5 protein-coding genes are annotated in these 6,571 nt (G+C 67.8%); all 5 read left to right on the forward strand.

Going from position 1 to position 6,571, the window contains the following annotated elements:
- The first annotated feature begins 89 nt into the window (after positions 1-89).
- Positions 90-1,148: an ISL3 family transposase gene (locus KVT45_RS57305; protein WP_254648606.1), complete on the forward strand. Its 1,059-nt coding sequence runs from the start codon at positions 90-92 to the stop codon at positions 1,146-1,148.
- A gap of 186 nt (positions 1,149-1,334) precedes the next feature.
- Positions 1,335-1,895, forward strand: coding sequence for a transposase (locus KVT45_RS57310; RefSeq protein WP_254648607.1), 561 nt, complete (start codon positions 1,335-1,337; stop codon positions 1,893-1,895).
- A 173-nt stretch (positions 1,896-2,068) separates the two neighbouring features.
- Positions 2,069-2,854: an SDR family oxidoreductase gene (locus KVT45_RS51690; RefSeq protein WP_308311136.1), complete on the forward strand. Its 786-nt coding sequence runs from the start codon at positions 2,069-2,071 to the stop codon at positions 2,852-2,854.
- Between the two features lie 378 nt (positions 2,855-3,232).
- On the forward strand, positions 3,233-6,037 hold the full coding sequence (locus KVT45_RS51695) for an AAA family ATPase (protein WP_217561489.1): 2,805 nt from the start codon (positions 3,233-3,235) through the stop codon (positions 6,035-6,037).
- A 289-nt stretch (positions 6,038-6,326) separates the two neighbouring features.
- The coding region (locus KVT45_RS51700; RefSeq protein WP_217561491.1) for an NADPH-dependent FMN reductase at positions 6,327-6,571 on the forward strand (245 nt) is incomplete at its 3' end.

Genomic DNA, 6,571 nt, shown 5'->3' on the forward strand with positions numbered 1-6,571 from the left:
AGCCGGCATCGCGGCCGCGGCTCTCGGGGCGCATATCCATCGCCGCAGTCTTGCACCACGCAGCGACGAGAGGTACGCCTGGCGCGATTATGCCTGAAGGGGGCATTTCATCGGGGCCCGCCAGGCCCGCCGCGGCTGCCCCTCTCCTTCCCTTCGGCTCCGCAAACCCGCCCTGCCGTCCCTCGCGAGATCCAGGGGCCGAGGCACCTTGGCAGGAGTTTCCGGTTACGGGCGGGGCCGATTCGGGATCCCGGCTGACGTGTGAAGGCTTGATCGAGAGGCTGTTTCCGCGCCTGGAAGCGGTACGCGTGGAGCAACTGGTGCTGGCAGACAGCGTGTTACGTGTTGTGTCGCGGACCCGGGACGAGCGGGTCTGCGCCTGCCCTGGGTGCGGGACACCGTCGCGACGGACGCACAGCCGGTACGAGCGCCGGCTCGCTGACATCCCGGTGGGCGGCCGCCGGAACGTGATCGAACTGTCCGTTCGGCGGCTGTTCTGCGACAACTCCGGCTGCACCAGGGTGACGTTCGCCGAACAGGTCGAGGGGCTCACCTTCTTCTACGGCCGCCGGACGCCGCTGCTGCGGGGCGTGCTGGAGGCGGTTGGGGCGGCGCTCGCGGGACGGGCCGGTGGCAGACTCGCGGCCGTGCTGTCGGTCCCGGTCGACCGGTCGGTTCTGCTGCGGCTGGTGATGGCGCTGCCCGACCCTCCGACGGTGACGCCGCGGGTCCTGGGCGTCGACGATTTCGCGACCCGGAAGGGGCACGTCTACGGAACGCTCCTGGTCGATGTCGAGACTCGCGCCCCGATCGACACGCTCCAAGGCCGTGAAGCCGGGCCGCTGGCCAGCTGGCTGGCCGACCATCCCGGCGTCGAGATCATCTGCCGGGACCGGTCCGGCTCCTACATCGACGCGGCCCGCACGGCCGCTCCCAGCGCGATCCAAGTCGCAGACAGGTGGCATATCTGGAACAACCTCGGCAAGGGCGTAGAGCGGTGCGTGACCTTCCACCGCCGCTGCCTGCCGCCCTGGGCCCCCGAGGTGGGGCCGCAGCAGGCCGGCATCAGCGACGAGGAAGAGACGTTCCCCGCTTCGCATCGGCGCACCGCAGAACTCGCCCGCATCCGCTGGCACCAGGGTCCATGACCTGCTCGATGCGGGGATGGGCATCCGCGCGATCGCGCACTGGCTGGGCTGGGGGGGCGGCACACGGTGCAGCGGTATGCCCGCGCCGCCCGCCGGCAAGAGCAGGTCACCCTCCGGCCACGCCGCTCCAGCATCCTAGACCCCCACACCGACTAGCTGCGGCAACGGTGGCAGGCCGGCAACGTGATGATCAAAGAGCTCCAACGCGAACTCCACGAGCAGGGAATCGATGTCAGCTACACCACCCTGCGCGACTGGATCGCCCGCACCCTCCCGCCCCGCCAGACACCTGACGCGTCACCGCCGCGACCACCGACCGTCCGTCAGGCGACCGGCTGGCTCACCCGCCATCCGGACACGCTGAGCGAGGAGAAGACCCGCCAGCTCACGCTCGTCCTCACCTCATGTCCCGAACTGGCCACCGCCCACGAACACATCCGCGCCCTCGGCCAGATGCTCCAGTCCCGCCAGGCCGCCGAACTGCCGGCCTGGATCGAGAAGGTCACCACCAGCGGGCTGCCTGGCCTTGCCGGCTTTGCCAAGGGACTGGTCACCGACCTTGACGCGGTCACCGCCGGTTTCACCACGAACTGGAGTTCCGGCGTGGTCGAAGGCCGCGTCAGCGATCTCAAGATGCTGAAACGGCAGATGTTCAACCGGGCCGGACTCCCGCTGCTGAGAAAACGCGTCCTGCTTGTTGCCGCCTCCCGACGCTCACACTCCGTGTCCTACACGCGAGCGGCGTGATCGCCTTCACGGAATGCGCGCCAGGACCCAAATCGTGTCGCCGTAACCAGCACGCCGGCTGTCTGACTCGCACAAACCACTCGGGGTCCGGTCGAAGCCCGATGAACCACCTTCACCGGAGCGACCTCGAAAGCCCCCGCCGCATTCCAGTCATTTGACGGGTGACCAGGACGGTGGAACCCCGCACGATTCTGCTGGACAACGAGTCGGGACGTCGGCGGACTTCCGCGCAGGGACCACCACCACGGAAGGACCTGATCATGCCGTTCTCTGCTCGGCCCGACCTCGTACGGTCGCCTGTCGCCATCGTGACGGAGGGCTCGCGCGGAATTGGTCGGCGCGCGGCGCTGCGACTGGCGGAGGACGGATTCGATGTGGTTGTCGCCTACACCGACGATCGGGTGGCCGCTGAGGGCACCAGGGCGGCCATAGAGGAAATCGCGGGCCGCGCATTGGCCGTGGAGACCGACGTAGCCGACGAGGCCGCGGTCGCGCGCCTGTTCCAGCAGGCGGAGGAGGTCTTCGGCACGGTCGACGTGGTCGTCCACTCCGCCGAGATCGTGATGTGCGGATCGGTCTCGGAACTGACGCCGGAGGAGTTCGCACAGATGCACCGTACGAACGTTCTGGGTGCGTTCGTCGTCGGCCGGCATGCCGCACGCCGAGTGCGCAGTGGCGGCGCCCTCATCAACCTTGCCAGCGATCTCAGTGAATCCGCGCGCTCCTCGTACGGGGCCTATGTCGCCTGCAAGGCCGCTGTGAACGCTCTCACCGTCTTCCTCACCGGAGAGCTTCGCGAGCGGAACGTGACCGTCAACGCGGTCGTTCTGGACCCCTTCGTAGCCGATCCCGCCCATCCCGAACGACCGGGAGAGCTGGCCGGCATCGCCGAAGCCATTGCGTTCCTCGCCGGTCCGGGCCACTGGGTGAACGGACAGATCCTGCACCCGGGCCACTGACCGGATCAGACCGGGTCAAGCACAACCGCCCGGCCGTGTCACCTGTGCACCTCGGTCTCGTGCCCGATGCCCGGTCTTCCGGCGATTCCTGGCACTGAGACATTGCCATCGCGCCCCCGCGGCCTGTGCTCCCCGCGCCCCGCCGCCTCCACCGCCTCCATGGCCGACGCCTGACCCGGTATGCCGTCACATGGCCGATGTAAGCGTCCTCGGAACCGCGCATCGTTTGCTCACAGCCACGGGCACAGCTGGGCAACGCGGAGCCGGTCGACCGGTCACGGAGCCTGGCTGGAGGTATGTCGCCGCCACTGCGACGCAAGCGGCGCACCGCCGGACGCCCCACGCGACCAACGGCCGGACAATGCGTAGAGGACTTCCTTGTACAGCAACTCGCCCCAGGACCTGTTCGGCCGTGCCCAGCAGGTCCGAGAGATCACAGGATTCTTCGGGGCGGGTACGGTCCAGGGCCGTGCCCTGCTGCTGTCCGGGGATCCGGGCGTGGGAAAGACGGTACTGCTGCACGAGGTCACCAAGGCCATGTCCGCGGCGGGCGCCTTGGTGATGTCGGCGACCGGTGTGCAGTTCGAGGCCGAGCTGACGTATGCGGGCCTCCATCAACTGCTTTTCCCGCTGTGTGATCAGTTCGAGCGCCTCGGTGACGCGCACCGGGAGGCGCTGCGAAGTGCCCTGGGGTTCGGCAGCGATCCGGTGCCCGACAGGCTTGTGGTGGCGAACGCCGTACATACCCTGCTGCGGCAGGCGGCACTCGATCGTCCTGTGTTCATCGTCGTGGACGACCTTCCCTGGCTCGATCGTGCAAGCGCGGCGGTGCTGGGCTTCGTCGCCCGCCGTCTGGCCGGGAGCCGTATCGGCTTCCTGGCGGCTTCCAGGTCCGGAGCCGACAGCTTCTTCGAGCGAGGACAACTCACGGAGTACGAGCTGCATCCGCTGGACGGCGACGCAGCAATGGCCCTGATCACCGCACGATTTCCCGGCCTCGCCGCACGTGTACGGGATCGCGTCCTGGCCCAGGCGCAGGGCAATCCCCTCGCGCTCCTGGAGCTTCCCACCGCGCTGACCGGCCCGCAACGGGCTGCTCTGGTGAATGTGCCCGCCGTCCTGCCTCTCTCCCAACGTCTCCAAGCCCTCTACGTTTCCCGGATTTCCGCCCTTCCGCCGGCATCGCAGCACCTTCTGCTCCTCCTCGCTCTCGACGGCACCGGGGATCTGGCCATCCTGCAGCTCGCGACGGAGGACTCGCCGAACCTGAGTGCTCTGGCACAGGCGGAATCGGACCGTCTGGTCATCGTCGACGACCGGAGTCGGTGCGTTGCCTTCCGTCACCCGTTGATCGCGTCTGCCGTCGTCGAGGCCAGTACGCTCGACGACCGGCGCCGGGCCCATCTCGCGCTCGCGGAGTTCCGTAAGGAGGAGCCCGAACGCAGGGCCTGGCATTTGGGGGAGGCGTCTCTCGCGCCCGACGAGGAGGTCGCGGAACTCCTTGAACAAGCAGCTCAGCTGATCGCGCGACGAGGGGACGCGATACACGCGATCACGACGTTGACCAGGTCTGCGGAGCTGAGCCCCCGATCCGCCGACCGGGGCCGCCGACTCGCCGAGGCCGCCTATATCGGCGCCGACGCGACCGGGGAGCTGGGCGCGGCTTCCGTACTTCTGGACAGCGCCCGGCGAGCCGAGCCGAACCTCGGAAACTCTCTGCTTGCTGCCGCCGCGGCAGCCTTCCTGCTGCTCAACAGCGGTGACGGCGACGTCGACACCGCTCACCGTCTGCTGGTGGGCGCCGTCGAGTCAGGCAGCCACGCATACGACGCTCAGGACGGCGCCCTGATCGAGGCCCTGCACACCCTGCTCCTGGTGTGCTGGTTCGGAGGGCGCAGCGCGCTGTGGGAGCCCTTCTACGCGGCGCTCGACCGTCTGCGGCCGGCTCCTCCCTTGCTGCTGTCCGCCTGCAGCAAGACGTTTCCCGATCCCGTCCGAACCGGATCGTCCGGCCTCAAGGAGCTCGACGAGATACTGGCCGGCATCCGGAACGAGGAAGACCTGGGCCGGATCATCCGCATGGGGACGGCCTCTGTCTATCCCGACCGGCTCTCGGAAGTGCGCGAGGCATCTTGGCGGGTGGTCCGCCAGGGACGCCGAGGCGGTCCCGCCCGTCGGCACATCGGTGCGCTCATGCACCTGTGCCTTCAGGATTTCCTGACCGGCGAGTGGAAGGAAGCCGAAAGGCTGGCAGGCGAGGGCCTGCGTGTGTGCGAGCAACACGAGTACCCGTTCTTCTCGTGGTATTTCCAGTATGTCCAGGCGCTGCTGGCCGCGGTCAGCGGGAGCCGTCAAGCCAGCCTGGCGCTGGCCGACCGGATCACCCAATGGGCCGTTCCCCGTGGAGCCTTCGGGGCGGTCGCGTTCGCCAACCACGCCCGGGTTCTCGCCGATCTCGGCGAGGCCGACTACGAAGGGGCCTACCGGCACGCCGCGGCGATGAGCCCCCCAGGCAGCTTCGCGTCCCATGTCCCCCATGCCATGTGGGTGTGCATGGATCTTGTGGAGGCGGCGCTCCGCACTCAGCGCCTCGCGCAGGCCGAGGCCCATGTACGCGCAATGCACGAGTCCGGTATCGCATCCTTCTCGCCACGGCTGGCGCTGCTGGTCGCGGCCTCGACCGCGCTGATCTCTCCTGATGACGAGGCGACTGAACGCTTCGAGCACGCCCTGGCCGTTCCCGGAGCGGAACAATGGCCTTTTGAACTGGCCCGGGTGCGGCTGGTCTACGGGGAACGCCTGAGACGCATGCGGTCGCTCAAGGACGCCCGAACGCAGTTGAACACCGCAGCAGAGGCGTTCGAACGCTTGGGAGCCCGGTCTTGGGCCGCCCGGGCCTCCAACGAGGCCCGCGCCACTCGCCGGGCCCGGACCACAGGGGTACGAGGCTCCGTGACCCTCACTGCGCAGGAGCTCGAGATCGCACAGTTGGCCGCCTCCGGCCTGACCAACAAGCAGATCGCGGAACGCCTCTACCTCTCCCCCCGAACCGTGAGCTCGCATCTGTACCAGCTCTTTCCCAAGCTCGGAATCACCTCCCGTGCGGCACTCAGGGACGCCCTTGCCGACCTTCGTCAGACTCAAGGTTGCGCCGGATTCAGCGAGGACGAGCGGGGCGACTGAGCGACCGCGGCGCCGGCGCAGAACGAGGCCGCTGTGCACATCGGTAAACAGTAATTTGAGGCCGCCGGTGTGAGCACCGGTCATTTGACGGTATGTGGTCTGCGCTCCCCGCAAGCCGAATCGATGAACTGCTGGCGGAACTTTCGAACGTCCGTCTTTGCCGGCCCCAAGCTCATGTCCCAGTCAAATGACCGATGTTCCCGCGCCGCCGGCCTCCAAAAATACTCGCAGGCCGGTCTCCCAAGTCCTTCGTGGAGACCATTCAAGGACAGACAAGAGGAATGGCGAGATGACGAGAATCGGAATCATCCTGGGCAGCACCCGACCCGGGCGCAATGGAGAGAAGGTCGCCCAGTGGGTCAAGAAGAATGCCGCACACCGTGCCGATGCCGTCTTCGAACTGGTCGACCTGGCGGACTACCCCCTTCCGCACCTGGATGAGCCGACACCGCCCATCATGGGCCAGTACCAGAACGATCACACCAAGGAGTGGGCCGCCAAGATCGGGAGTTTCGACGGGTTCGTCTTCGTCAC

The organism is Streptomyces sp. GbtcB6 (assembly GCF_019091475.1).
GTDB classification, from domain to species: domain Bacteria; phylum Actinomycetota; class Actinomycetes; order Streptomycetales; family Streptomycetaceae; genus Streptomyces; species Streptomyces hyaluromycini.

Bases quoted from the DNA above. Each gene is read 5' to 3' on its own strand.
- KVT45_RS57305 (WP_254648606.1), top strand. From the start codon at position 90: ATGCCTGAAGGGGGCATTTCATCGGGGCCCGCCAGGCCCGCCGCGGCT.
- KVT45_RS57310 (WP_254648607.1), top strand. From the start codon at position 1,335: ATGATCAAAGAGCTCCAACGCGAACTCCACGAGCAGGGAATCGATGTC.